The following is a 22,953-nucleotide window of genomic DNA, read 5'->3' as shown; positions in this document are numbered from 1 at the left end:
CCTTTGGTGAATGATCGTTTAGTAAACGAACGCTATGTTATGATCGCCCCCATCGTCAAGCCAAGTGCGCAGAGGCAATTGAATGCGCTATACCAGCGACCACAAGCAACAAACCCGCGAAAAGCTGCTGGCCACCAGCGGTGCACTGGCCAAACGCGGCGGTTTTACCAGCACTGGCGTAGCCGGGCTGATGAAAGCCATCGGGCTGACCGGCGGTGCCTTTTACAATCACTTCCCTTCCAAAGATGACCTGTTCACCGAAGTCGTTCGCCAGGAGCTGTGCAACAGCCCGCTGGCGCGCCTGGCCAATCAAGGTGCCAGCCGCGAGCGCCTTGGCCGTTGTCTGCAGCAATACTTGAGCCTGGCCCACCTGCACAATGCCGAAGGGGGCTGCCCCTTGCCGCCGCTTGGGGTGGAAATCGCCCGGGCAGATCAACCGGTGCGTGAGGTGGCCGAACATTGGCTGGTCGAGTTGCACAAAGCCTGGAGCACAACACTGGAGGATGAACAACTGGCCTGGGTGTTGATCAGCCAGTGCGTCGGTGCGTTGCTGATCGGGCGCATGCTCGCCAGCGAAGCCGTGCAGTCCGAAGTACTCGATGCCAGCCGCAGCTTCGTCGAAAAGGCCTTGAATGAAAGCCGTTAACCTGTTGCTTGGCTTGTTTTTGAGCGTGCCCGTGTTTGCTGAACAGACCTGCCCTCCGGGCCAGTACCAAGTGTGCCTGATGGGCTGTTTCTGTGCGCCGGTCGACCCAGGCCAGGCCGGGCAGATCCTCAAGGACGTCGAAACCATGGCCTCAACCAGCCTGGCCTACGCGTTGCGCCAGGCCCGCGACGAAGCCAGCGCCAGCGGCAGTGAGCCGATCCCGCTGCACATCCGCGCCCAGCTCGAACCCTGGTATGACTTTGCCGTGCTCGATGCCGCGCGCTTCAGGGTTGGCGATGAACAGCAGATGAGCGCAGCCAACGCGATGCTGCAAAACCCCGATGTGAATGCCGTGACACTGATCGACACGATCATCTTCCGCCATGCCAGCGATGCTGAAGACAATGTGGCGCTGTGGGCGCACGAGCTCAAGCACGTGCAGCAGTACCAGGCATTAGGCGTCGATGAGTTCGCCCGGCGCTACACGCGTGACTTCAATGAGCTGGAAGGCCCGGCCTACAAGATAGAGGCGGAGGTTGCCAAGGCGTTAAGAGCGCGCAGCTCCGGCCAGGCCCGGTGAAGTGATAAAGCACCTCAAGAACAGCACATAACTACCTGACTCAGCAGGTATTTGTTGGAGAACACAAGGTCTGAGCCTGCGCAATTACCTGTAGGAGCGGCGGTGCGGCGGTCCGACTTGCCCGCGAAGAGGCCGGAACACGCACCACAAAACAGTTGCTCTCACACAGTCAGCGGTAGGTATACCCCTTATCTATCAGGACGATAGAGGGGCCTTCTCACCCACATCCTCACGGCTGGCATAACGTTGCGCCAGCACCGCGCACACCATCAGCTGGATCTGATGGAACAGCATCAGCGGCAAAATCATCGCGCCAATGCCACTGCCCACGAACAGCACCTGAGCCATCGGCACGCCGGTCGCCAGGCTCTTCTTCGAACCGGCGAACAGAATGGTGATGCGGTCTTCAAGGTCAAAGCCCAGCACCTTGCCAAGGAAACGGGTGCCATACAGCACCACCGCCAACAAAATCCCGCAGACCACGAACAGCCCCGCCAGATGCTGTGGCGATACCGTGTGCCACAGGCCCGTCACCACCGCTTCACTGAACGCGGTATACACCACCAGCAGGATCGAACCCTGGTCCACGACCTTGAGCCAGCGCGCGTTGCGCTTGACCCATGCACCAATCCAGCGGCGTGCGATCTGCCCGGCCACGAAGGGCACCAGCAGCTGCAGGGTGATTTTCAGTACGGCATCCAACCCCGACCCGGTGTCACCGCTGGCGCCGAGCAACATCATCACCAGCAGCGGCGTGAGGAAGATGCCCAGCAGGCTCGAAGCGGCAGCGCTGCAAATGGCGGCCGGCACGTTGCCGCGGGCCAGGGAGGTGAACGCGATGGCTGACTGCACAGTGGCCGGCAATGCACACAGGTACAGCACGCCCAGGTACAGCTCGTTGCCAACCAGCGGCACGAACAGCGGCTTGAACGCCAACCCCAGCAAGGGGAACAGTACAAAGGTGCAGGAGAACACCAACGCGTGCAGGCGCCAGTGCCCGGCCCCGGCGATGATCGCTTCGCGCGACAACTTGGCGCCGTGCAGGAAGAACAGCAGGCCGATGGCCAGGTTGGTCAGCCAGCCAAAATACACTGCACCGTCACCCGAGCAGGGCAGCACGGTGGCGATCAGCACCACCCCGAGCAACGCCAGGGTGAAATTGTCGAATAACATCCGCAAATACTTCATCACAGGTTCCGTCTTGTCATTGTGCAAGGGCAGACGATAAGGTCTGCGGCTTTTCTTCGCTAACGCCGGAACCCCCACAGGTGTCGATGAACGGACACAATCCCACAAAGGACCTGCCCATGTTGCTCCCTCGCCTGGCCGCACTTGCTGCCGCCATCACATTCGCCATGGGCCACGCAGCCGCTCAGGCTGACGACACGCTGCAAGCACGCGTCGACCCCCTCATTCGCACGCTGATGCAAGAGCAAGGCATCGCCGGCATGGCCGTGGCGGTGTACGCCCACGGCCAGGCGCACTATTTCAACTATGGCGTGGCCAGCAAGGCCGAGGGCACGCCGGTTACCCAAGACACCCTGTTCGAGGTCGGCTCGTTGAGCAAGACCTACACGGCTACCCTCGCTGCCCTGGCCAGCGCCGAAGGCAAACTGGACCTTCAGGCCCCGGCAAAACGCTATCAGCCCGCACTGGCCGGGGTGCCACTGGGAGACGCCAGCGTGCTGGAACTGGGGGCCTACAGCGCCGATTGCCTACCGTTGCAGTTCCCCGATGAAGTGCAGACGCCGCAACAGGTCGTGGACTTCTTCCGCCACTGGAAGCCTCGCGCCGCGCCGGGCACCCAGCGCTGCTATTCCAACCCAAGCCTGGGCCTGTTCGGCGATTTGGCGGCACGCGCGCAGCAGCGCCCCTTCGCGGAGCTGATGAGCCAGGGCCTGCTGGTGCAACTGGGCCTGAAACACACCTACCTGCAAGTACCCGCCAGCGCCCAAGGGCTTTATGCCCAAGGCTACGACGCAGAAGACCGCCCGGTACGCGTCAGCCCAGGCCCTTATGCCGATGAAGCCTATGGCATCAAGACCAGCGCCAGCGACATGCTGCGCTACGTGCGCCTGCAGATGAAAGCAGACGGCCTGCCCGCTGCACTGCAAAACGCCATCGCGATCACCCATAAGGGCTACTTCCAGGTCGGCGCCATGACCCAGGGCCTTGGCTGGGAGCATTACCCTTATCCGGTTGCGCTAGGCACCCTGATCGATGGCAACAACCCTCGCCTGATCCGTGAGCCTCAGGCCACCACCCGCCTCGTCCCTGCCAGCCCTGCCCTGCGTGAGGCCTGGTACAACAAGACCGGCGCAACCAGTGGTTTTGGCGCGTACGCCGCTTTTATTCCTGCCAAGAACATGGCCGTGGTGTTGCTGGCCAATCGTAATTATCCCAACGAAGCCCGCGTGCGTGCGGCCTTCCAGATTCTTGAGGGGCTGTAAAGGCATCGGCCGGTTTTACGCCGGCCAGCCGCTGGATTGTCGAACAACATGACAAAAATGTAGTGCCTAAAAATATTCACTACAAAACTGTTGACGCCATTCATCGCGCTTGGGCATGATTGAGTCGTCTCCCCGATCGGGAGCGGTGGCAAGGGTGTTCCAGACGGCTTGCGCGGTAACGCAGGCCGTCCGTGGAGAGGGAACTGTCCAAAAGGCAGCGTGTGAAAGCCCCTGTTGCGATGCTGCTGTAGCAGCCTTGGTAGTGCGCTACACCGTGGTAGCGCCAACTGTGAAAATCACCTACGAATGGGTAATGGGGGCTTTATGATGAACTTGAACAACAATCCCACAATCGACCAATTGGCCCAGCTGTTCGCCGTGCGCAAGGACAGCCTCGACGACCATCTGCTGTGGGTCAGCCAGACCGGTGAGGTGCGTCTCGACCGCCTGCCACCGAACACCATCGAAGCTGAATTCGAAGAGCACCTGCCCAGCATGCGTGCACGCTTCAAGGTCTACCGCCGTGGCCAAGGCTACGTCGGCAAGAAGGCCGCTGCCGACACCGAGTTCGTTGGCCGCGTGCTGCAGACCCTGCAACAAGAATGGCCCGCCGCCCGTGAGCGGCAGGCAGTCAAGGTGATCGAACCGCTCAACTGAGTGGCTACCCGCACCCTCAAGCCCGGCCCCAAAAGGCCGGGCTTTTTCATGCGCGCCTGCGCGGTTGCGCCATGGCTGGCAGCGGCAAGGCGCCGGTAGCCAGTGCCCGGGCCCGCTCGACACCCCAGACCAGCGCACGGGTCATGGTCTCGCCAGGGCGCGAGGGGTAATACTCTTCCAGCACTGCCCGGCCATTGCCGGCGTACACACCGAGGAACAACTGGGTGGCGCCGAGGCGCGACAACCGCACCTGCACATCCAGCGTGGTGCCGTCACTGAGTGCTTCATCGTGGCTGCGGCTGTGCAGTTGAGCGTCGGCCCACTGCCAATAGGTCTCTTCCCTGACTCGCATGAGCGTTCAATCTCCGTTTGCTGAAATGCCGCGCCAGAAAACCACATCTTCGCAAGCCCTGCGAGCGCAACCCAGCGATGCCATGAGCGGCGTCAACGAATGGCAATAAAAACCCCGCCGTTTGGCGGGGTTGCTGGAGCGGGATCACTTTTTCAGCGGAACCCGCGGCATGAAGCGGCCCTTCTTGGTGCGCTGCAGATGTGCAGGCTGAAGCTGTTCCGAATCATCCAGCGTCATGTTGGCGAAGCCCAGACGGAATGCCGACTGGCCGCAACGCACCTGGCTGTTGATCGGGAATGCGTCGTTCAGGTCTTCAAAAAAGGATTCGCTCATGCCCAGTCTCCCTCCAGTGGTGGTCGCGCCGGCAAGCAGATGTATTGCCTAGGTGAACGCGGCCGGTAAAAGTGAGACTAGCTGGTCATTTGCAGACTGCCCGGCCAAACGCTTTACCCCCGACCAGTGGCACATCGCCTTACTTCAGGCGGACTGCCGTGCCAGTGGCGAACACCACCACCATGCCGCCCTGCACCGACGGCATGCTGATTTCGAAATCCACACCGACTACGGCATCAGCATTCAACTGCCGTGCGCGCGCTTTCAACTCTTCGGTAGCCTGTTCGCGGGCCTCGCGCAGTGCGCTCTCCAGGGTTTGTGAACGGCCACCGAAGAAGTCGCGGAAACGCGCGAAGAAATCCCGCACAAAGTTGATGCCCTGCACGGACTCAGAACTGACGACGCCCAGGTAGTCGGCAATCGGACGGCCTTCGAGCTGGCTGGTAGTGGAGATGATCATGAAAGTGCTCCGTTGGCCTGGCGAAAAGCGCCAATTCTAACAGAGCACTGGCAGCCCGGCGTCAGGAGACGCTGGCCGCACGTAACCGCTGGCCGATCTTCGCGCCAAACACATTCACCAGCAGCCCGACCATCACCAGCAACGCGCCCCACCCCTGCAACATGGTCAGGCGTTCCCCCAGCAACCAGGCCGAGGAGCTCAAGCCAATCACGGGGACCAGCAGCGAGAATGGCGCGACCTTGCCCGCCGGGTGGCGCGACAACAGCTTGCTCCACAGGCTGTAGCCGAGCATGGTGGCGACGAATGCCAGGTAGGCCAACGCCAGTACCGAGTTCCAACCGATGTTGGCCAAGGCATGGCCGATGCGCTCAGGCCCTTCCAGCCACCACGACAAAGCCAAGAATGGCAACGGTGGAATCAGCCCGCCCCAGATCACCAGTGCCACCAGGTCGACCGACCCGAAACGCCGCGTGATGATGTTGCCCACGCCCCACATCGCGCCCGCGCATAGGGTCAGCAACAGCGCAAGCATAGGCACATGGCCGCCGTCTTCACTGCCGATCAACGCCAACCCGCTGGCCGCCACCAGCAGCCCCAGCAGGCTGGCAAGGCGCAACCGCTCACCCAGGAACAACGCAGCGAAACCCAAGGTGAAGAATGCCTGGGATTGCAGGATCAACGACGCCAACCCCGGCGGCATACCGCTGTACATGGCCTGGAACAAGAAGGCGAACTGCCCCAAGGAGATCGTCGCGCCATAAGCGATCAACCAGCGCCAGGGCAGCTTGGGCCGCTTTACCAGCAACACCGCCGGGAAGGCCACCAACAAGAAGCGCAACGCCCCCAGCAGCATCGGCGGCAGGCCATCCAGGCCGACCTTGATGACCACGAAGTTGACTCCCCACGCAACAATCACCACCAGGGCGATCAGCAGGTCCTTGAGCGGCATTGCGACATCCTTCTTCAGGCTTTCTAGACATATTTCGTTACAGCATAAGGCTATTCCTTTTCCAGGGACCAGCACAGTTAGGGCGCAGGGTTGCGCAACAGTGTCACTGTTGCAGTCTTCATACGCCGTGGCATTCAACCATCAGTCGCGGTAACCCGGCGCCACCCGCCCCAGCATCCGCAGCAGCGCGCCCCACGCCAGCCCCACTGCATCCGGGTCCGACAGTTCGCCCTGCTTCAAGCCCTTCAGTGGCGCATTGAACTGCTGCTCGGTACGCTCACACACGGCGGCCGGCGGCAGGATCAATTGCCCGGCACTCTGCGCCGCCAACTGGATCTCGCAGGCTTTTTCCAGGTAGTACATGCGCAGGAAGGCTTCGGCCACAGAACGCCCGGTGGTCAGCAACCCATGATTACGCAGGATCATCACCGGCCGGTCACCCAGGTCGGCCACCAAGCGCTGTTGCTCATCCAGGTCCAGGGCGATGCCTTCGTAATCGTGGTAGGCAACCTTGCCATGAAACTCCATGGACATCTGGTTGACCGGCAGCAGGCCACATTCCAGTGCCGCCACCGCACACCCGGCCCGGGTGTGGGTGTGCAGCACGCAGTGGGCGTCTTCGCGAGCCGCATGAATAGCACTGTGGATGACGAACCCGGCCGGGTTGACCGGGTGTGGGGTCGCCTCGACTGGCTGCCCATGCAAGTCGATCTTCACCAGGCTGGAGGCTGTGATCTCGTCGAACAGCAAGCCGTAGGGGTTGATCAGAAAGTGGTGCTCCGGCCCAGGCACGCGCAGCGAGATGTGCGTGAAGATCAGGTCGCTCATGCGAAAGTGAGCGACCAGGCGGTAGCAGGCCGCCAGCTCCTGACGCAGGGTCTGTTCGGTAGGGGTCATTTCTCGTTCATCCTGTTAGAAAAGCAGCTGTGAACACTAGGCTATTTCGTAGCCCAGGCATTGAATCGCTGCTCCAGCTCTTCGCCATGGTCGACCCAGAACGCCACGTTCATCGCCAGCGCCCCCTGCAGGTTCTGTGGCGAGGTTGGCACCCAGCCGGCCAGCGCCGGGGCGAGCCTGGCCGCTGCCTGGGTGTTGGTCGGCCCATAGGGGATCTGCTCGACGTAACGCACCTGGGTATCAGGCTGGTTGGCATAGGCGATCAGCCGCTTGGCCTGGTCGACATGCCGCGAGCCCTTGATGATCGCCCAATAGTCCATGCCATACAGGCTGCCCGGCCAGACCAATGCCAGCGGGCTGCCCTGCTGCGCTGCCACCGCGATGCGGCCGCTGTAGGTAGACGTCATCACCACATCGCCGGCAGTCAGCCACTGGGCCGGCTGGGCACCCGCGTCCCACCACTGGATAAAGGGCTTGAGCTCAGTGAGTTTGGCAAACGCGCGGTCAACCCCGGCGGGCGTTGACAGTACCGTGTACACGTCCTCGACCTTGACCCCATCAGCCAGCAAGGCGAACTCCAGGTTGTACACCGCACGCTTGCGCAGGCCACGTTTGCCTGGGTACTTGCTGACGTCCCAGAAGTCGGCCCATGAAGCCGGGGCTTGAGCCAGCTTGTTGCGGTCATAGGCAATCGCCACGCTCCACACCAGGGCGGCAGAACCGCAGTCCTGCGCGGCATCCGGAATCAGCTCGGCGGCATGGCCCAGGCGCTGCCAGTCCAGCCGCTCATAGATGCCCTCCTCACAGCCGCGCATCAGGTCTGGCCCCTCGATCTGCACCACGTCCCAATCGACGTTGCCGGTATCGGCCATGACCTGAATACGGGCCATTTCGCCGTTGTATTCGCTCTGGATCAACTTGCTGCCGTCCTGGGCACTGAAAGGCTTGAAGATCGCCTCGTCCTGGGCTTTCTGACCAGCGCCGCCATAGCCGACCACGACCATCTGCGGCGCAGCGTGCGCACTGCCCAAGCCAAGGGCCAGAAGCGCTGCGCAAAGGTGGGTTGTGCGAGGGAATGCATGCATCGAGGTTGCCTCCTGCCGGTGCCCAAGGGCCCGATTTCTTGTTGTTGTGAGGTCACGCCCTCACCAGTGAGGGTGAAGAAAACCTAGCCGCGCACCAGTAAAAAAACAAGTTGATTTTTTACTGGCGGTACACTTTCATAAACAAAACAAGAACAACACCGCACCGGAGCCGCCCGTATGCAAACTGCCTTTCCCCACCTGTTCGAAGCCTTGCAGATTCGCGGCAAACGGCTGAAGAACCGCATCATGTCCACGGGCCACGACACGTGCCTGCCCACCGACAACCTGGTCAACGACAAGCTCATCGCTTACCAGCGTGACCGCGCCGCCGGTGGGGTTGGCCTGATTGTGCTGCAGGTGGCCGGTGTGCATGACAGCGCCCGCTACACCTCCCACGTGCTGATGGCCACCGACGATGCCTGCATCGACGGCTACCGCCGCCTGGCCGAGGCCTGCCATGAACACGGCACCGTGGTGCTGTCGCAGCTGTTTCATCCAGGGCGGGAGATCATGGAATCTGCCGACGGCTTGCTGGCAGTGGCCTATTCGGCCTCGTCGGTGCCCAACGAGCGCTTCCGGGTGATGCCGCGCGCGCTGGACCAGCCGATGATCGATGACATCATCCAGGGCTATGCCAGCGCCGCCCGCCGCCTGCACCAGGCGGGGCTGGATGGCGTCGAAGTGGTCGCCAGCCATGGTTACCTGCCTGCGCAGTTTCTCAATCCGCGGGTCAACCTGCGCACCGATGGTTACAACGGCGGCCTGGAGCAGCGCCTGAGGTTTCTGCGCGAAGTGTTGGCGGCGGTGCGCGCCGCGACCGACGAACACTTCATCGTCGGCCTGCGCATCAGCGCCGACGAGCGTGACAGTGAAGGCCTGAGCGAAGACGAGTCGCTGGCGGCCGCCGAAGCGTTGCAAAGCCAGCTCGACTACCTGCACATCGTCGCCGGCACCTCGGCGTCCCTGGGGGGCGCGGTGCATATCGTCCCGCCCATGGCCATCGAGCCGGCCTACCTGGCGCGCGAAGCCGGCACGTTCAAGCAGCGCCTGGCCATTCCGTTGTTCGTTACTGGGCGCATCAACCAACCCCAAGAGGCCGAGCTGATCCTGGCGCGTGGCCAGGCCGACGTGTGTGGCATGACCCGCGCACTGATCTGCGACCCGCTGATGCCGACCAAGACCGAGCATGGCCGAGTTGAGGACGTGCGCGCCTGCATTGCCTGCAACCAGGCATGCATCGGGCATTTTCACCGCGGCCTGGCGATTTCCTGCATTCAGCGCCCAGAAACCGGCCGCGAACTGCAGTACGGCCAGATGACGCCCACCCCAGCCCCCAAGCGCATCCTGGTTGCAGGCGGCGGCCCCGCAGGCATGAAGGCGGCCGCCGTCGCCGCCGCGCGCGGCCACCACGTCACCCTGTATGAGGCCGGCCCACAACTGGGTGGCCAGGTGCTGCTGGCGCAACTGCTACCCCGGCGCAGCGAATTCGGCGGCGCCAGCACCAACCTGCAACGGGAAATGGCCTTGGCCGGCGTGGAGGTGGTGCGCAACACGCGGGTCGACCGCGCACTGGTCGAGCGCGAGCGGCCCGACCTGGTGATTGCCGCCACCGGCGCCACGCCCTACTGGCCGGCATTCGAACGCGCCGGCGAACTGCAGGTAGTGGATGCCTGGCAAATCCTGCGCAACGAGGTCACCCCAGGGCGCTCGGTCCTGGTCATCGACTGGCGTTGCGACTGGATCGGCCCGGGTATCGCCGAACGCCTGACGCGCGAAGGGCATCAGGTGCAATTGGCGGTGAACGGCACCCACTGCGGCGAGAACCTGCCGCTGTACGTGCGCGATCAACTGGCTGGCGAGCTGCACCGCCTGGGTATTCCCATCACGCCCTACGCCCGCCTCTATGGCTGCGACGACAACAGCGTGTACTTGCAGCACACGGCCAGCGGCGAACCGATGATCTTCGAAGGCATCGACACCTTGGTGCTGTGCCTGGGCCACCAGCCAAACGACACCTTGGCGACGGAGCTGGCCGGCCTGGTCGAAGTTCGGCGCATCGGCGACTGCCTGGCACCGCGTACCGCCGAGGAGGCAATTCACGATGGCCTGACGGTTGCCTGGGCGCTCTGAGGCTGTACATACTGCCGTTTTCCGACGGACCGACGTGCATGAGCCAACTCCCGCAGCCCCCCTCCGCCACCGACGACGGCAGCGCCGCGCCGCAGTTTCTGGGAACCCGCATCCGCGGCTTGCGCAAGCGCCGCGGCATGACCCTGGCGGAGTTGGCCACACAGAGCGAGCTGACGGCCGGCTACATCAGCCAGTTGGAGCGCAACCTCTCTTACCCGTCGATCCCGGCTTTGTTCAACATCGCCCGCAGCCTGGGTGTGACCATCCAGTGGTTCTTTGCCAGCGAGGCCAGCACTGCGCCAGAGGACCAAGGCTACGTGGTACGCCGTAACAGCCGCCTCAGCGTGCATTATGAGGACGGCATCGTCGACCAACTGCTGACACCCCAGCCCAACCGCGAGCTGGAGATGCTTCACTCGCGCTTTCCACCGGGCACCTACAGCCAGCAGAGCTACAGCCACGACGGCGAAGAGGCAGGGTATATTCTCAGCGGCAGTTTTGAACTGTGGGTGGGCGAGCGCTATTTTCAGCTGGGCGAAGGCGACAGTTTCAGCTACTCCAGCCAGGAGCCGCATCGCTATGGCAACCCAGGGGACGTGGATGCTGTGGTGATCTGGGTGATCACGCCACCGACCTTTTGAGCCCGCCAAGCGGTCACTTTTGATCAGGCCATCCGCCAATGACTGAACACGCCCACCAGCTTGAGCCTGCGCTGCAACCGGTCGACCACCCTCGCGTCGTGGTCTTCGTCGCCTATCCGCACATGGGCCTGCTCGACCTCACGGGCGCCCAGACGGTGTTCTGGGCCGCCACCAAGGCCATGGCCGAACGCGGCCGACCAGGCTATCGGGTACACACCGCCAGCCTTGACGGCGGCCTGCAGCAAACCGCTGAAGGCCTGGTGGTGGCGACAGAAACCTTGGACACCGTGATGGCACAGGTTGTCGACACGCTGATCGTACCCGGCGCCCCGGACATCATCCGCACCCTCCCCGACCACGCGCCGCTGGTGGCCTGGCTGCGCCGCGCCGCCGTGCAGGCCAGGCGCACAGCCTCGGTGTGCAGCGGCACATTTCTGCTGGCCAGCGCCGGTTTGCTCGATGGGCGCCGCGCCGCCACCCACTGGGCCATGTGCGAGGTACTGCGCCGCGACTTCCCAGCGGTGCAGGTAGACCACGAGTCGATCTTCGTTCAGCACGGCGCGGTGTGGACCTCGGCCGGGGTCAGCGCCGGCATCGACATGGCCCTCGCCCTGGTCGAACTGGACTGCGGCCGTGAAGTGGCGATGCAGGTGGCACGCGAGTTGGTGGTCTTTCTCAAACGGCCTGGCGGCCAGGCGCAGTTCAGTGAGCTGCTCAAGCTGCAGGGCCGCGATTGCAGCGAGTTCGAAGCCCTGCACCTGTGGCTCAACGAACACCTTGGCGACCCGCGGCTGAGCGTCGAACACCTGGCCGAACAGGCGCACATGAGCCTGCGTAACTTCACCCGGGTGTACAAGCTCAAGACCGGCCGCACACCGGCCAAAGCTATCGAAGTGTTCCGCCTGGAAGCCGCGCGGCGCCTGCTGGAAAGCGTCGAAAGCCCTATCGAGCAGGTCGCGCGCCAGTGCGGTTTCGGCAACGAAGAACGCATGCGCCTGGCCTTCCAGCGTCATCTGGCGGTAACACCGCGTGACTATCGCGCCCGTTTTGCACGCTCTGTTTCGTTGGCCGAAATTCAGGGTTCTTTGACCTAGGGCGTTACGCTCGTCGCTCGTAACATCGGTCTCCTCAAACACGGGCTACCTTGAGTACCCGGACATTCCAGGAGCACAACGATGAAGAATATCCTGATCATTGGCGCGGGCTTTGCCGGCCTCTGGAGCGCCCTGAGCGCTGTTCGCCAGCTGGACTTGAACGGTCGCAATGATGTCGAGGTGACGCTGCTCGCGCCCCAGGCCGAACTGCATGTACGCCCGCGCTTCTACGAACCTGAAGTACATACGATGGCCGCGCCGCTGGAGGCGCTGTTTGAGGCGGTGAACGTGCGCTTTGTGCAAGGCACGGCCTTCCACATCGATGAAGCTGCCAGGCGCGTACGCTATCGCACGCAAAGCGGTACCGAGTGCGAGCTGGGTTATGACCGCCTGATCATGGCCTGCGGCAGTGTGCTCAACCGGCCGGACATGGTCGGTATCGAGCATGTTTTCGATGTCGACAAGATCGACAGTGCGGCGCGCCTGGAGGCGCACCTCAAGTCCCTGGCTAGCCTGCCGGACACACCTGCCCGCAACACCGTGGTGGTGGCCGGGGGTGGCTTCACCGGCATCGAGACTGCCACCGAGTTGCCGGCGCGCTTGCGCAACATCCTCGGTGAGCAGGCCACACTGCGTGTGCTGGTCATCGACCGTGGCGCCAGGATCGGCGCAGCCTTGGGTGATGGCATTCGCCCCGCGATCGAGCAGGCATCCGAGGCTTTGGGGGTGGAATGGATCTGCGGCGCAACCGTGGCCTCGGTGGACCCCGACGGCGTCCTGCTGGATAACGGCCAGCGCATCAATGCCAATACCGTGATCTGGACGGTGGGGTTCAAGGCCAACCCATTGACCGAGCAGATCAGCGGTGACCGGGACCGCCAAGGCCGGCTGCACGTGGACGGCAACCTCAAGGTCAAGGGTAACGACGCGGTCTACGCGGCAGGCGACGTTGCTTATGCCGCCTGCGACGAGGTTGGCAACTATGCGGTGATGTCTTGCCAGCATGCGATCCCGCTGGGCCGCTACGCCGGCAACAATGCCGTGGCCGAATTGATCGGCGTGGCACCGATGACCTACAGCCAGCCCAAGTACGTCACCTGCCTCGACCTGGGCGCCTGGGGCGCAGTGTATACCGAAGGCTGGGAGCGCAAGGTGTCGCCACCGGAAGACAAGGCAGAGGCGAAGGTGCTCAAATCGCAGATCAACACGGTCTGGATCTACCCACCGGCCGCGAACGATCGTGCGGCGGCGCTGGCCGCGGCTGACCCGACGATCCCGGTCGCCTGACACAGCCGAATCGCCGGCAAGCCGGCTCCCACAGGTACAGCGCCAGAACTGAGGTTGGCGCTATCTCTGTGGGGAGCCGGCTTGCCGGCGATGGGGCGCAAGGCGCCCCCTTTAACTGCAATCAGGCAGCAGCGAACAGCTCGTTGGCAATCTGGGCCTGTGCGGCATCGATGGCCTGGCTGCGGTGCTCTGGGCCGTAGGCCAGACCATGGGCGCGTACGATTTCCAGGTCGGTGACACCGATAAAGCCCAGGAACACCTTGAGGAAGTCTTCATGGCCGGCACCCGTCGGCTGGCCAGCGTGCAGGCCACCGGCGGTGGATACCAGGATCACCTTCTTGTTACCGCACAGGCCTTCAGGGCCGGCTTCGGTGTAGCGGAAGGTCTTGCCGGCAACGGCTACGCGGTCAATCCAGGCCTTGAGCTGGGTCGGCACGGTGAAGTTGTACATCGGCGCACCGATCACAACGGCGTCGGCGGCGAGGAATTCTTCCAGGGTTTCGGCGCTCAGCTTGGCTTCGAAGGCCTGGGCCGCATCGCGCATGTCTTCTGCGGTACCGGCGGCCACCAAGGTAGCAGCGGAGAAGTGGGCGATGGCGTCGGCAGCCAGGTCCCGGTAGACCACTTCCAGGCTTGGGTCGGTGGCTTTCCAGGCTTCGACCACTTCGCGGCTCAGCTGGCGGGAGGCGGAATTGTCGCCCAGGATGCTCGAATCGATGTGCAACAGTTTCATGGGACTCTCCTGTAATGAAGACCGCGGCGTTGGGCGATCACGATGGGGAGAATCCTACCGGGATGACGAATAGCTGATAAGCAGGCAAAAATGCGTTAGTTTGTCCCACAGATGGAACAGTGAGACATTCCCATGCAAGACCTCAACGACCTCTTCTACTTCGCACGCGTGGTCGAAGCCGGCGGTTTCGCCGCTGCCGGGCGCCAGCTGGGCATCCCTAAATCACGCCTGTCACGGCGCATCGCCGAGCTGGAGGAGCGCCTGGGCACACGCCTGCTGCAGCGCACCACGCGGCAATTGAAGCTGACCGCCGTGGGCGAGCGCTACCTGCACCACTGCCAGGCCATGCTGCTGGAGGCAGAAGCCGCCGACGAGGCCGTCGCTAGCATGAGCAGCGAACCACGCGGGCGGCTGCGGGTGTCCTGCCCGGTAGCACTGGCACATGCGTTTCTGCCGGACGTGATCAGCCGTTTTCTTGCACAGTACCCACTGGTACAGCTGGACATGGTCCTGCTCAACCGCCGGGTCGACCTGATTTCCGAAGGCATCGACGTAGCCCTGCGCGTGCGTGACCTGGGCGACGAGGACCCGGCCCTGGTTACCCGCCGGCTGCGCCAGGCGCAAATGCAACTGGTCGCCGCTCCAGGCTTTGCCGACCACATTCGCGAGCCCGCCGAGCTGGCCTCATTGCCGGTGCTGGGCGCGGCCGAAGCTGACCGGCTGGTACACTTTCGCCTGCTCGGCCCGAATGGTCGCCAACAGGACATCGCCCTGGAGCCACGCCTGGCCATTGATGATTTCGTGGTGCGCAATGCGGCGGTCCGCGCCGGGTTGGGCTTCACTGCGCTACCCAGTATGTTCTGCGAAGAGGAACTGGAACGTGGCGAGCTGGTGCGGCTGCTGCCGGACTGGTCATTGCCGGGGGGGTATCTGCAGGCGGTGTACCCTCACCGGCGCGGTGTGTTGCCGGCCGTACGGGTATGGATTGATCATCTGGCAGCGTCGTTCGAGGCCTGTGGGGAGCGTTATGTCTAAGCAGAAAATGACCGAAGCCCAAGTGGCGGACTTTTGCCTGAGCCTGCCCGGTGCGCGGGAGGACTATAAATGGGGCGGTATCCGGGTGTTTTCGGTCGCAGGCAACAAGATGTTCGCGGTGCTGGACCTGGCGGGCGCAGGGTTATCGTTCAAGGTCGCCGATGAGCTGTTTCTGGGCTACTGCGACCGCCCCGGCGTGCGGCCCGCGCCCTACCTGGCCCGGGCGCGGTGGGTCAGCATGGCGCCGCCTTACCCCATGGGGCGCGACGAGCTGTGTGACCTGCTGCAGCGTTCGCACCAATTGGTGGTGCGAAAGCTGGCGAAGCGGTTGCAGGTGGGCTTGTTGATCTGATGATCAGATGGCGGAGAGCAGGTGGCGCCCCAAAAACAGGTAGTCCACCCAGAACACCTGATGCAGCAACACAATCCCCCAGAACACCAGCTGATACGACAGCTTGCGCGTCTTGTGCCGGAACATCTGCTGGGCAACCAGCGCCCCCGGCCAGCCGCCACACAGCTCGCTGGCATGCAGCACGTTTTCTGGCGTGCGCCAGGCCTGGCTGCGTGCCTGTTGTTTGTCCTGCCAGTACAGCAGCAGGCTGATCAGGCTTACCGCCGGGTAGAGCGCCAACGGCAACCAGGACTGATCGCGCCAGGCCATCTGCGCCGCGCCCAGGCCCGGCAGCAGGCACAGCACGCCCAACACCAGCAGTTTCAGGCGCACATTACGTACGCCCTCCTCGCTTTGAGCTTTGGCCATATCAACCGTGCGCCGTCGACCAATCGACCCAACCGAACTGCCAGGTCGCCAGGATCAACAGGCCAAAGGCAATGCGGTACCAGGCGAACGCCGCATAGCTGTGGTTGGCGATGAACTTGAGCAACGCGCGCACAGCGATCATGGCGAAGATGAACGAGGTCACGAAGCCGATGGCGAACACCGGCAAGTCGCTTGGCTGGAACAGGTCACGGTACTTGTAGCCCGAGTACACCGCTGCACCGACCATGGTCGGCATCGCCAGGAAGAACGAGAACTCGGTAGCGGCCTTGCGCGACAGCCCGAACAGCAGGCCACCAATGATGGTCGAGCCAGAACGCGAGGTACCCGGAATCATGGCCAGGCACTGGACGAAACCAATTTTCAAGGCATGGCTCCAGCGCATCTCGTCAACGTGGTCGACCTCCACGCGGTGCTCACGGCGCTCGGCCCAGAGCATGATCACGCCGCCCACCACCAGGGCCGCAGCCACGGTGATCGGGTTGAACAGGTATTCGTGAATCAGGTCGGCGAACAGCACGCCCAACACCACCGCTGGCATGAACGCCAGCAACAGGTTACCCGTAAAGCGCCGCGCCGTAGGCTGGGTGGTGAGCCCAAAGACCACGTCGAGTATCTTGCGTCGGAATTCCCACACCACCGCCAGGATGGCGGCAAGCTGAATGATGATGTTGAACGCCATGGCCCGTTCGCCACCAAAGCCGATGAGGTCGGCGACGATGATCTGGTGCCCGGTGCTGGAGATCGGCAAGAACTCCGTCAACCCTTCGACCACGCCTAAGATGATTGCCTGAAAGGCAGTCCAAAAATCCATCATTCCCCCGATGGAGCGCTGCTGCTGCAGGCCCCTTGTTCTTGATTTACTTGAAGTTGCCGCACACGGCCCGGCAGTTTTACAGCGACTGTTGGGCGTAACGCCAGTGGAAAAGTTCACGCCCCCTAAAGGTTTCATCTTGCGCGGCCGAAATCCTATCAAAGCCGCTTTGCAATGGCTTGCTCCGTTGCTGCAGACTACGACCAGACTAGCACTTAGCCATTAGTCGAGTGGGGGCTTGTCGCAAAGCATGCTTGGATGCACCTGAATAACAAGAACAAGGCGGGAGTGCCTGGATGAAAACCCTGAGATCGATGTCGATCAGCCGTCGTCTGTGGCTGATTCTGCTGGTGGCAGTGGCGATGCTGGTAGTACTGGGCCTGCTGATGCTGCGCCAGATCCATGGCGACCTGTATCACGCCAAGGCGGAAAAGACCCGCCACGTGGTGCAGACCGCAGCCGGTGTGCTGGCCTATTACCAAGGCCTGGAGGCGGCCGGCACGCTGAGCCGCGATGCCGCCCAGCAACAGGCGTTGCAAGTGGTGCGCGCGCTGCGTTATGACCACGACGACTACTTCTGGATCAACGACCTGGGGCCGAAGATGATCATGCATCCGGCCAACCCCAAGCTCGACGGCCAGGACCTGTCTGCCATTCGCGACCCCGACGGCTTTGCCGTGTTCAACGAAATGGTCAACCTGGCCCGCAGCCAGGGCGCCGGCCCGGTCAACTATCGCTGGCCCAAACCCGGCGCCAGTGAACCGGTGGCCAAAACCTCCTATATACAGCTGTTCAAGCCGTGGGGCTGGGTTATCGGCTCAGGCGTGTACATCGATGACGTGCAGGCCGAATTTGCCCGGCAATTGCGCGACGCCTCGCTGGTCGGCCTGGGCATTGCCCTGCTGATGGCGCTGGTGGTCATGCTGATTGCCCGCAGTATCGCCCGCCCCTTGCAGGAGGCCGTGCAGGCCATGGGCACAATCGCCAGTGGCGAAAGCGACCTGACCCGACGCCTGGACACCCACGGCCGTGATGAAATCACGCACTTGGGCGAGCACTTCAACCGCTTCAACGGCAAGCTTCAGGGCGTGGTCGGCCAGCTACAGGGCGCCGCCCATGACCTGGCCAGGTCCGCCGGCCATGTCGGTGACAACGCCGGGGCAGCGCAACAGCACAGTGCCCAGCAATCCCAACAGATGGAGCAGGTGGCCACGGCCGTCAACGAAGTCACCTACGCCGTGCAGGATGTGGCCAAGACGGCCGAGCAGGCCGCCGGGGAAATGCGCGCGGCGCAGCAACAAGTGCAGCATGGCCAGCAGGCCATTCATGGCAGCCTGGAACAGATCGATCGGCTGTCGGCGACCATCGACCAGGCTGTCCAGGTGATTCGCGACCTGGCCGGGCACAGCACGCGCATTGGGGGTGTGCTGGACGTGATCCGCTCCATCGCCGAGCAGACCAACCTGCTCGCCCTCAACGCGGCCATCGAAGCGGCACGCGCCGGTGAACAGGGCCGTGGCTTTGCGGTGGTCGCCGACGAGGTTCGCCTGCTGGCCCAGCGCACCGCTCAGTCCACGGCCGAAATCCATACCATGATCGAGCACCTGCAAGGCCAGTCGGACGCGGCAGTACGGGCTATCGACACCAGCAGCGAGGCTTCGCGCCAGACCATCGAGCAGGCCCGCGAGGCCGGTGCCAGCCTGGATGCCATTAGCCAGGTGCTGCACAACCTGACCGCGCTCAACGCGTCCATCGCCAGTGCCACCTTGCAGCAATCGCATGTGGTCGAGGAGATCAACCGCAACGTGCTGGATACCGCCGGCTTGTCCCAGCAGACCGCCGAGGCGGCACGCCAGTCGAGTGATGCAGGCGCAGCGCTGGGGCGGTTGAGTCAGGAACTGGAGCAGCTACTGCGGCAGTTCCGCGTATAGCCCCTGTGGGAGCGGCCTTGCCGGGGCGCTCCTGCACTACTCCTTCCATTATCGACAAGCTACAATCGCGCCCCTCTTATCGCCTCTCCAAGGATCGCCGATGTCCGGCCTTGAACTCATCGCCGCCGTACTCGGCGTCACCGCTGTCTGGCTCACCGTCAAGCAGAACGCCTGGTGCTGGCCGATCGGGTTGGTCATGGTGTTGATCTATGGCTGGCTGTTCTTCGAGGTAAAGCTGTACTCGGGCATGTTGCTGCAAGTGGCCTACGCCCTGTTGCAGTTGTACGGCTGGTGGCAATGGAAGCGCCCGGGCCGTGCGCACGATGCCCGCCAGGTGACACGCCTGCACACGCGCGCGCTGTGCACCGGGCTCGCACTCGGCGCACTGCTCAGCACGGCCCTGGGTGCAGCCATGGCCAACTGGACCGATGCCGCCCTGCCCTGGCTCGACGCCACGCTGACCGGCTTCAGCCTGGTCGCGCAACTGTGGATGGCACAGAAACGCCTGCAATGCTGGCCATTGTGGTTTGTGGTAGACATTGTCTATGTCGGCCAGTACCTGCATCAGCAACTGTATTTCACCGCAGGCTTCTTCGCGGTGCTCACGCTGATCGCCATACGTGGCTGGCTGGAATGGCGCCGTGACCCCGCGCTGGTGCAAGCATGAAGGTGCTGGTGCTGTGCGGGCCGGAATCCAGTGGTAAGAGCTGGCTAAGTGGCGTGCTGCAGGCGCATTTCGGTGGCGTGGTGGTCGCTGAATACGTGCGCCACTTCATCGACCAGGAATGCCGCGACACCTGCTACGCAGACATCTCCACCATCGCCCGTGGCCAGCTCGAGTGGGAAGACCGCGCCCGCGCGCAAGCGCCCGAGCTGTTGATACTCGACACCCACCTGCTCAGCAACATGCTCTGGAGCCGCGCCCTGTTCGACGACTGCCCGGCCTGGCTGGAACAGGCCTTGCTTGCTAGGCACTATGACCTGCACCTGTTACTGAGCCCTCAAGGCGTGGACTGGGTTGCCGATGGCCAGCGTTGCCACCCCGACCTGAACGACCGTCAGCGCTTTTTCGACGATAGCCTGCAGTGGCTGCAACGCCATCAACAAGCGCTATTGGTGATTGATGGCAATTGGCCGCAACGCCAGTTGCGGGCCTTGCAAGCAGTCGCTACGCTGCTTGATAGCGATGCGCCAGCCTGCCCCACCGAGTGTTAAGCCACTGACACACCCTGGTGGGTGATAGTCCCCGCAAATGCGGGGGTTGCCCCTGTTCCGGGGGCAGTGTCAACCTCGTGAAACACCCCTGCAAAAATCCCTCCAGGCACAGCCTGTGCTGGCTTTGCCAGTGGCTGGCCAAATGCCCTGTTTCAGCGGTGAAACAAAAAAAGCCGCTCTTCTTCAGCTTTTCTTCCCAACGTGTTGATTCCAAAGCATTAACTGAAAGCGGCACACCTTCTGCTCTCTTATTCGCAACGCTGAATAGGGCCAGCGCTCAAAAGAAGGAATTGCCATCGTGGGGAATCTTGATAAAGGCATTTATCGGCTCCTGCTGGTCAGTAGCATCGTCGGATCGGGTTTGAGCCTGCCTGCCCAGGCCGAGAATGGGATCATCACCATTACCCGCGATGTGCAGACGCGCAACGCGACCATCCCGCCGCTGATTCCCGACCCCAGCCCGACCACCGTCAACGCTAACCCGTCGGCGCAGATTCTCAAGCAGACCCATGAACTGAGCGATGGCGACTTTGCCAACATCAGCAGCGGTGCCGGCATCAGCGCCCTGGTCACGCAACAGACCAACACCATTGGCGGCAACGTCACCAACCAGACGCAACTGCCCAACCTCGCCGCCGGGCGCGGCTCAGGTTCAGGCAACGGCATCTCCAACATGGTCAACTCAAGCGTGCAACGCGGCCTGGCCCCCTTGCAAATCCTGACGGGAGGCAAGTGAGATGAGGCATACGCTGCTGATTTTGGCCACGCTCTGCAGTGCGCCGGCCTTTGCGCAATCCCCCGTGATCAACAACGCCAACATCGACGATTCGGGCAGCCAATACCAGGGCAACCTCACCGTCAACCAGGCAGCCGGCGACCTGCAGCAGCAGGCTAACGCCCGCGCCATCGCCGTGGGCCATGAGGCCAGCGCCACCACTCAGATTCGCCAGCGGCTCGGCACCGCAGTCGACCGCAACATGGATGCCACCGCGAGCATCCAGGGCAATGCTTTCAGCCAAGGCAGCGGCGCCCTGGGCGTCAACCAGAGCGCCGGTGCCAGCACCCAGCAAGCCAACGCACTGCGCATCAGCCTCAGTACTCAACCGCAAAGCATCGACGACAGCGTCCTCATGCAACAGAACGTGGCGCTGCTCAACAACTCCGATCCAGCTGACACCGCACCCGGCCATCGCCAGGTCACGACCAGTGACCAGGCATTCACCGGTAGCCGTGGGGTGATTCAGGTGAATCAGAGTGCCGGGGTGGGAAACCGAATGGCCAACACCTTGAGCATACGGGTCGCAGATTGACCCAAACAGTTAAGAACAACACTTAACCTAAATAAAGTACGGAGAATCACCATGAAACCCTCGATGGCAATCAAGCCTCTGGTTTTCGCAATTGCTGCGGTCATGGCTGTTGCTGTACAAGCTGATCAGAACGACCGGCGTGGTGGGCACCACAATGGTCACCATAACAACGGCCAACACACCCCACCTCCCACCCGGATCCCGGTGTACGCCACCGCCAACGCCATAGATAGCCAGCGCAGCACCGGCAATACCGTCACCAACCAAGGTACCATCAACGAAGCCGAGATGAGCAGCTCGGCCACCGGTGCCAGCGGCAACGTCGGGGTCAACGTGGCAGCCGGTAACGGCAACCAACAAGACAACGCCGCCGCCATCGCCAACGCAGCGTCCGACTCGAGCCTGGACAACAGCTTCGTGTTCGGCACCGCCGAAGCCACTGCGGACGTTCGCCAGTTCAGCAACAACAACCGGGTCGACAACTGGTCTACCCAATCGTCTGCGGTGATGAGCGGTTCGGGTGACGGCTCCTCCGGTAACGTGGGCGTCAACATTGCGGGTGGCGACCTCAACCAACAGAAAAACACCATGGCGATCGCCAACACCAATGCGCCATTGGGTAATGCCACCGCAACCGCCTCTGCCGACCAGAACGGCCCAGGCCTGACCGTGCACAACAACGCCGACCGCACCTACCGTGTGGACACGCTGACCTTCACCACGTCGGCCAGCGGTTCGAGCTCTCGCGATGGCTCGTTCACCTCCAGCGATGACCGCAGCTCGTCCTCGAGCTTCAGCGTGGCGGGCGCCCAAAGCGCCAGCAACAATGGCTCTAGCTCCTGGAACTCCAGTGGCTCGGCCAGTTCGAACGCCAGCGGTTCCAACAGCTCCAACGCCAGCGGGTCGAACAGCGCCACTGCCAGCGGCTCCAATAGCTGGAACGCCAGCGGCTCTGCCAGCGGCAACGCCAGCTCGTCCAGCAGTGCCAGCCTGAACGCTACCCTGGCTGCTGCCGCCGATGCGACGCGCACTGTGACCACCGACGATGGCCGTCGTGAACGCACCCGTACCGACAGCTTCGATGCTTCGCTCAATGCGTCGCTCGATGCTTCGATCGACAAGTCGCATGAAAGCGCCTACGACTCGTCGTTCGAAAAAGCGTTCGACTCCTCCTACGACAAGACCCGCAACTCTTCGTACGACAAGTCTCGCGACTCTTCGTACGAGAAGTCCCGCGACTCTTCGTATGAGAAAGCCCACGATTCTTCTTACGCAAACGCTTCGGAGTCTGCGTACGAAAAATCGGGCGAAAAAGCCAATCAATCGTCTAACGACGTGTCGAAAAGCTTCAGCGAAAGCAGCTCGTATGACCTGAGCAACACTGTGTCCTTCCAAGTGCTGACCCCAACCGGCTGGGCCAACCCTGTGACCAACACTGCAACCCTGAGCGGTTCGGTGAATGGCGGCAGCGGCAACCTGGGCGTCAACGTGGCAGCCGGTGTGGGCAACCAGCAAAGCAACTCGCTGGCCATCTCCAACACCTCGTTCTAACGGCTGTAGCCTCGAGGCCCCCTGC

The 22,953-nt window shown here is 62.8% G+C and carries 26 protein-coding genes; 16 read left to right on the top strand and 10 right to left on the bottom strand.

Annotated elements, in window-relative coordinates; translation table 11 throughout:
• Positions 1-82: 82 nt before the first annotated feature.
• Positions 83-646 (top strand): TetR/AcrR family transcriptional regulator, encoded by a 564-nt coding sequence (locus QOS90_RS18425; RefSeq protein ID WP_027594795.1) that lies wholly within the window; start codon positions 83-85, stop codon positions 644-646.
• Entirely contained in the window at positions 633-1,226 is a 594-nt protein-coding gene (locus QOS90_RS18420; protein ID WP_027594794.1) for an eCIS core domain-containing protein, read from the top strand. Before QOS90_RS18425 ends, QOS90_RS18420 begins: the two co-directional genes overlap by 14 nt.
• 195 nt (positions 1,227-1,421) lie before the next feature.
• Here QOS90_RS18420 and QOS90_RS18415 read toward each other — a convergent pair whose 3' ends face one another.
• Complete coding sequence (locus tag QOS90_RS18415; RefSeq protein WP_027594793.1) at positions 1,422-2,414, bottom strand: bile acid:sodium symporter family protein; 993 nt, start codon at positions 2,412-2,414, stop codon at positions 1,422-1,424.
• A gap of 119 nt (positions 2,415-2,533) precedes the next feature.
• Between QOS90_RS18415 and ampC the strand changes: the two genes are divergently transcribed.
• Both ampC and QOS90_RS18405 read left to right on the top strand, forming a co-directional pair.
• Entirely contained in the window at positions 2,534-3,676 is a 1,143-nt protein-coding gene (gene ampC / locus QOS90_RS18410; protein WP_085273493.1) for a class C beta-lactamase, read from the top strand.
• Positions 3,677-4,000: 324 nt separating this feature from the next.
• Positions 4,001-4,333: a hypothetical protein gene (locus tag QOS90_RS18405; protein WP_027594791.1), complete on the top strand. Its 333-nt coding sequence runs from the start codon at positions 4,001-4,003 to the stop codon at positions 4,331-4,333.
• A 46-nt stretch (positions 4,334-4,379) separates the two neighbouring features.
• Here the strand turns inward: QOS90_RS18405 and QOS90_RS18400 are convergent, their stop codons facing one another.
• From QOS90_RS18400 to QOS90_RS18375, 6 genes are all read right to left on the bottom strand, one after another.
• Entirely contained in the window at positions 4,380-4,685 is a 306-nt protein-coding gene (locus QOS90_RS18400) for a hypothetical protein (protein ID WP_027594790.1), read from the bottom strand.
• 144 nt (positions 4,686-4,829) lie between these two features.
• Positions 4,830-5,018 carry a hypothetical protein gene (locus tag QOS90_RS18395; protein ID WP_027594789.1) on the bottom strand — a complete coding sequence of 63 codons (189 nt, stop codon included), beginning with the start codon at positions 5,016-5,018 and terminating at the stop codon, positions 4,830-4,832.
• Between the two features lie 139 nt (positions 5,019-5,157).
• Positions 5,158-5,478: a YbjQ family protein gene (locus QOS90_RS18390; protein WP_027594788.1), complete on the bottom strand. Its 321-nt coding sequence runs from the start codon at positions 5,476-5,478 to the stop codon at positions 5,158-5,160.
• 61 nt (positions 5,479-5,539) lie between these two features.
• Positions 5,540-6,427, bottom strand: a complete 888-nt coding sequence (locus QOS90_RS18385; RefSeq protein ID WP_085273494.1) for an EamA family transporter — start codon at positions 6,425-6,427, stop codon at positions 5,540-5,542.
• A 141-nt stretch (positions 6,428-6,568) separates the two neighbouring features.
• Positions 6,569-7,324, bottom strand: coding sequence for a class II aldolase/adducin family protein (locus QOS90_RS18380; RefSeq protein ID WP_027594786.1), 756 nt, complete (start codon positions 7,322-7,324; stop codon positions 6,569-6,571).
• A 41-nt stretch (positions 7,325-7,365) separates the two neighbouring features.
• Positions 7,366-8,409: an ABC transporter substrate-binding protein gene (locus QOS90_RS18375; RefSeq protein WP_085273495.1), complete on the bottom strand. Its 1,044-nt coding sequence runs from the start codon at positions 8,407-8,409 to the stop codon at positions 7,366-7,368.
• Between the two features lie 177 nt (positions 8,410-8,586).
• Between QOS90_RS18375 and QOS90_RS18370 the strand changes: the two genes are divergently transcribed.
• The 4 genes from QOS90_RS18370 to QOS90_RS18355 all read left to right on the top strand — a co-directional run bounded on the left by QOS90_RS18370 (position 8,587) and on the right by QOS90_RS18355 (position 13,561).
• Positions 8,587-10,539, top strand: a complete 1,953-nt coding sequence (locus QOS90_RS18370; RefSeq protein ID WP_027594784.1) for an oxidoreductase — start codon at positions 8,587-8,589, stop codon at positions 10,537-10,539.
• 38 nt (positions 10,540-10,577) lie between these two features.
• Positions 10,578-11,180 carry a cupin domain-containing protein gene (locus QOS90_RS18365; RefSeq protein WP_027594783.1) on the top strand — a complete coding sequence of 201 codons (603 nt, stop codon included), beginning with the start codon at positions 10,578-10,580 and terminating at the stop codon, positions 11,178-11,180.
• A 38-nt stretch (positions 11,181-11,218) separates the two neighbouring features.
• Positions 11,219-12,274 carry a GlxA family transcriptional regulator gene (locus QOS90_RS18360; protein ID WP_027594782.1) on the top strand — a complete coding sequence of 352 codons (1,056 nt, stop codon included), beginning with the start codon at positions 11,219-11,221 and terminating at the stop codon, positions 12,272-12,274.
• An 81-nt stretch (positions 12,275-12,355) separates the two neighbouring features.
• Positions 12,356-13,561 carry an NAD(P)/FAD-dependent oxidoreductase gene (locus QOS90_RS18355; protein ID WP_027594781.1) on the top strand — a complete coding sequence of 402 codons (1,206 nt, stop codon included), beginning with the start codon at positions 12,356-12,358 and terminating at the stop codon, positions 13,559-13,561.
• Between the two features lie 121 nt (positions 13,562-13,682).
• On the opposite strand, the gene QOS90_RS18350 is transcribed toward QOS90_RS18355, so the two are convergent.
• A complete protein-coding gene (locus QOS90_RS18350) occupies positions 13,683-14,294 on the bottom strand; it encodes an FMN-dependent NADH-azoreductase (RefSeq protein WP_027594780.1) in 612 nt (203 codons plus the stop codon).
• Between the two features lie 132 nt (positions 14,295-14,426).
• Between QOS90_RS18350 and QOS90_RS18345 the strand changes: the two genes are divergently transcribed.
• The gene (locus QOS90_RS18345) at positions 14,427-15,329 is read left to right on the top strand and encodes a LysR substrate-binding domain-containing protein (RefSeq protein ID WP_027594779.1); all 903 of its coding nucleotides are present in this window, start codon (positions 14,427-14,429) and stop codon (positions 15,327-15,329) included.
• The gene (locus tag QOS90_RS18340; protein ID WP_027594778.1) at positions 15,322-15,681 is read left to right on the top strand and encodes an MmcQ/YjbR family DNA-binding protein; all 360 of its coding nucleotides are present in this window, start codon (positions 15,322-15,324) and stop codon (positions 15,679-15,681) included. The genes QOS90_RS18345 and QOS90_RS18340 overlap by 8 nt, the downstream gene beginning before the upstream one ends.
• Positions 15,682-15,684: 3 nt before the next feature.
• On the opposite strand, the gene QOS90_RS18335 is transcribed toward QOS90_RS18340, so the two are convergent.
• A complete protein-coding gene (locus QOS90_RS18335) occupies positions 15,685-16,089 on the bottom strand; it encodes a DUF1294 domain-containing protein (RefSeq protein WP_027594777.1) in 405 nt (134 codons plus the stop codon).
• Between the two features lies 1 nt (position 16,090).
• Entirely contained in the window at positions 16,091-16,921 is an 831-nt protein-coding gene (locus QOS90_RS18330; RefSeq protein WP_027594776.1) for an undecaprenyl-diphosphate phosphatase, read from the bottom strand.
• A 296-nt stretch (positions 16,922-17,217) separates the two neighbouring features.
• Between QOS90_RS18330 and mcpP the strand changes: the two genes are divergently transcribed.
• The 6 genes from mcpP (at position 17,218) to fapC (ending at position 22,928) form a co-directional block, all read left to right on the top strand.
• The gene (gene mcpP, locus QOS90_RS18325) at positions 17,218-18,852 is read left to right on the top strand and encodes a methyl-accepting chemotaxis protein McpP (RefSeq protein ID WP_027594775.1); all 1,635 of its coding nucleotides are present in this window, start codon (positions 17,218-17,220) and stop codon (positions 18,850-18,852) included.
• 100 nt (positions 18,853-18,952) lie between these two features.
• Positions 18,953-19,519, top strand: a complete 567-nt coding sequence (gene pnuC, locus QOS90_RS18320; RefSeq protein WP_027594774.1) for a nicotinamide riboside transporter PnuC — start codon at positions 18,953-18,955, stop codon at positions 19,517-19,519.
• Positions 19,516-20,067, top strand: a complete 552-nt coding sequence (locus tag QOS90_RS18315) for an AAA family ATPase (RefSeq protein ID WP_027594773.1) — start codon at positions 19,516-19,518, stop codon at positions 20,065-20,067. Before pnuC ends, QOS90_RS18315 begins: the two co-directional genes overlap by 4 nt.
• A gap of 298 nt (positions 20,068-20,365) precedes the next feature.
• The gene (fapA, locus tag QOS90_RS18310; protein WP_027594772.1) at positions 20,366-20,803 is read left to right on the top strand and encodes a functional amyloid chaperone FapA; all 438 of its coding nucleotides are present in this window, start codon (positions 20,366-20,368) and stop codon (positions 20,801-20,803) included.
• Position 20,804: 1 nt separating this feature from the next.
• Positions 20,805-21,377, top strand: coding sequence for a fibril amyloid subunit FapB (gene fapB / locus QOS90_RS18305; RefSeq protein WP_027594771.1), 573 nt, complete (start codon positions 20,805-20,807; stop codon positions 21,375-21,377).
• A 51-nt stretch (positions 21,378-21,428) separates the two neighbouring features.
• Entirely contained in the window at positions 21,429-22,928 is a 1,500-nt protein-coding gene (gene fapC, locus QOS90_RS18300) for an amyloid-like fimbrin subunit FapC (protein ID WP_027594770.1), read from the top strand.
• The last annotated feature ends 25 nt before the right edge of the window (positions 22,929-22,953 follow it).

Source organism: Pseudomonas sp. LAIL14HWK12:I10, from assembly GCF_900184205.1.
In the GTDB taxonomy this organism is placed as follows: Bacteria; Pseudomonadota; Gammaproteobacteria; order Pseudomonadales; family Pseudomonadaceae; genus Aquipseudomonas; species Aquipseudomonas kermanshahensis.
The sequence above is the reverse complement of the archived record's forward strand: the minus strand, read 5'-3'. Positions and strand labels throughout refer to the sequence as shown.

What these genes read in the sequence shown, in the direction of transcription:
- QOS90_RS18425 (WP_027594795.1), top strand. Translation starts at nt 83, where the DNA reads ATGCGCTATACCAGCGACCACAAGCAACAAACCCGCGAAAAGCTGCTG.
- QOS90_RS18420 (WP_027594794.1), top strand. Translation starts at nt 633, where the DNA reads ATGAAAGCCGTTAACCTGTTGCTTGGCTTGTTTTTGAGCGTGCCCGTG.
- QOS90_RS18415 (WP_027594793.1), bottom strand. Translation starts at nt 2,414, where the DNA reads ATGAAGTATTTGCGGATGTTATTCGACAATTTCACCCTGGCGTTGCTC.
- ampC (WP_085273493.1), top strand. Translation starts at nt 2,534, where the DNA reads ATGTTGCTCCCTCGCCTGGCCGCACTTGCTGCCGCCATCACATTCGCC.
- QOS90_RS18405 (WP_027594791.1), top strand. Translation starts at nt 4,001, where the DNA reads ATGATGAACTTGAACAACAATCCCACAATCGACCAATTGGCCCAGCTG.
- QOS90_RS18400 (WP_027594790.1), bottom strand. Translation starts at nt 4,685, where the DNA reads ATGCGAGTCAGGGAAGAGACCTATTGGCAGTGGGCCGACGCTCAACTG.
- QOS90_RS18395 (WP_027594789.1), bottom strand. Translation starts at nt 5,018, where the DNA reads ATGAGCGAATCCTTTTTTGAAGACCTGAACGACGCATTCCCGATCAAC.
- QOS90_RS18390 (WP_027594788.1), bottom strand. Translation starts at nt 5,478, where the DNA reads ATGATCATCTCCACTACCAGCCAGCTCGAAGGCCGTCCGATTGCCGAC.
- QOS90_RS18385 (WP_085273494.1), bottom strand. Translation starts at nt 6,427, where the DNA reads ATGCCGCTCAAGGACCTGCTGATCGCCCTGGTGGTGATTGTTGCGTGG.
- QOS90_RS18380 (WP_027594786.1), bottom strand. Translation starts at nt 7,324, where the DNA reads ATGACCCCTACCGAACAGACCCTGCGTCAGGAGCTGGCGGCCTGCTAC.
- QOS90_RS18375 (WP_085273495.1), bottom strand. Translation starts at nt 8,409, where the DNA reads ATGCATGCATTCCCTCGCACAACCCACCTTTGCGCAGCGCTTCTGGCC.
- QOS90_RS18370 (WP_027594784.1), top strand. Translation starts at nt 8,587, where the DNA reads ATGCAAACTGCCTTTCCCCACCTGTTCGAAGCCTTGCAGATTCGCGGC.
- QOS90_RS18365 (WP_027594783.1), top strand. Translation starts at nt 10,578, where the DNA reads ATGAGCCAACTCCCGCAGCCCCCCTCCGCCACCGACGACGGCAGCGCC.
- QOS90_RS18360 (WP_027594782.1), top strand. Translation starts at nt 11,219, where the DNA reads ATGACTGAACACGCCCACCAGCTTGAGCCTGCGCTGCAACCGGTCGAC.
- QOS90_RS18355 (WP_027594781.1), top strand. Translation starts at nt 12,356, where the DNA reads ATGAAGAATATCCTGATCATTGGCGCGGGCTTTGCCGGCCTCTGGAGC.
- QOS90_RS18350 (WP_027594780.1), bottom strand. Translation starts at nt 14,294, where the DNA reads ATGAAACTGTTGCACATCGATTCGAGCATCCTGGGCGACAATTCCGCC.
- QOS90_RS18345 (WP_027594779.1), top strand. Translation starts at nt 14,427, where the DNA reads ATGCAAGACCTCAACGACCTCTTCTACTTCGCACGCGTGGTCGAAGCC.
- QOS90_RS18340 (WP_027594778.1), top strand. Translation starts at nt 15,322, where the DNA reads ATGTCTAAGCAGAAAATGACCGAAGCCCAAGTGGCGGACTTTTGCCTG.
- QOS90_RS18335 (WP_027594777.1), bottom strand. Translation starts at nt 16,089, where the DNA reads ATGGCCAAAGCTCAAAGCGAGGAGGGCGTACGTAATGTGCGCCTGAAA.
- QOS90_RS18330 (WP_027594776.1), bottom strand. Translation starts at nt 16,921, where the DNA reads ATGGATTTTTGGACTGCCTTTCAGGCAATCATCTTAGGCGTGGTCGAA.
- mcpP (WP_027594775.1), top strand. Translation starts at nt 17,218, where the DNA reads ATGAAAACCCTGAGATCGATGTCGATCAGCCGTCGTCTGTGGCTGATT.
- pnuC (WP_027594774.1), top strand. Translation starts at nt 18,953, where the DNA reads ATGTCCGGCCTTGAACTCATCGCCGCCGTACTCGGCGTCACCGCTGTC.
- QOS90_RS18315 (WP_027594773.1), top strand. Translation starts at nt 19,516, where the DNA reads ATGAAGGTGCTGGTGCTGTGCGGGCCGGAATCCAGTGGTAAGAGCTGG.
- fapB (WP_027594771.1), top strand. Translation starts at nt 20,805, where the DNA reads ATGAGGCATACGCTGCTGATTTTGGCCACGCTCTGCAGTGCGCCGGCC.
- fapC (WP_027594770.1), top strand. Translation starts at nt 21,429, where the DNA reads ATGAAACCCTCGATGGCAATCAAGCCTCTGGTTTTCGCAATTGCTGCG.